This window comes from Aliiroseovarius sp. S2029 (assembly GCF_023195575.1).
In the GTDB taxonomy this organism is placed as follows: domain Bacteria; phylum Pseudomonadota; class Alphaproteobacteria; order Rhodobacterales; family Rhodobacteraceae; genus Aliiroseovarius; species Aliiroseovarius zhejiangensis.
This window is the reverse complement of record NZ_JALPQE010000027.1, coordinates 1-435: the sequence shown is the minus strand read 5'-3', so window position 1 is coordinate 435 and position 435 is coordinate 1. Positions and strand designations below refer to the sequence as shown.

1 protein-coding gene is annotated in these 435 nt (G+C 62.3%); it reads left to right on the top strand.

Annotation, left to right across the window (positions count from 1 at the left end; translation table 11 throughout):
• On the top strand, positions 1-374 hold a 374-nt coding region (locus tag MUY21_RS16015), incomplete at its 5' end, for a hypothetical protein (RefSeq protein ID WP_248411271.1).
• Positions 375-435 lie beyond the last annotated feature (61 nt).

The window sequence follows — 435 nt, the reverse complement described above, 5'->3', positions numbered from 1 at the left end:
TGGACTGGGTTGCCATGGCATGTGATCAGCCGCATGAGATTGACGCGCAGACCTTCAGCCGGGCAGCCGACCTGGTGGAGCATTACGCGCTTCCGATGGCGCGTCGCGCCTATGCGGACGCGTCTGTCTCCAAGGTGGAACGGGCCGCCATGCGCCTGGTCGAGATCATCCGTGAGCACGCCTGGCAGCGCTTTACATCGCGCGACGTTCTGCGCCTGGATCGCGCAGGGCTTGGCACCGCTGCCGAGGTGAACCCCGTCTTGCAAGCGCTTGAAGAGAATCATCTTTTGCGCGGTGTTGAGGTGCAGAAAAACCCACGTGGCGGGCGACCCTCGCGGGCCTTCCTGGTCAATCCGGCGGTGTTCAACGGCTGAGCCCTGTTCGGGCGTGTTGCATCAACACCCGCCCTGACAGAACTGACTTAACTGACAAAAC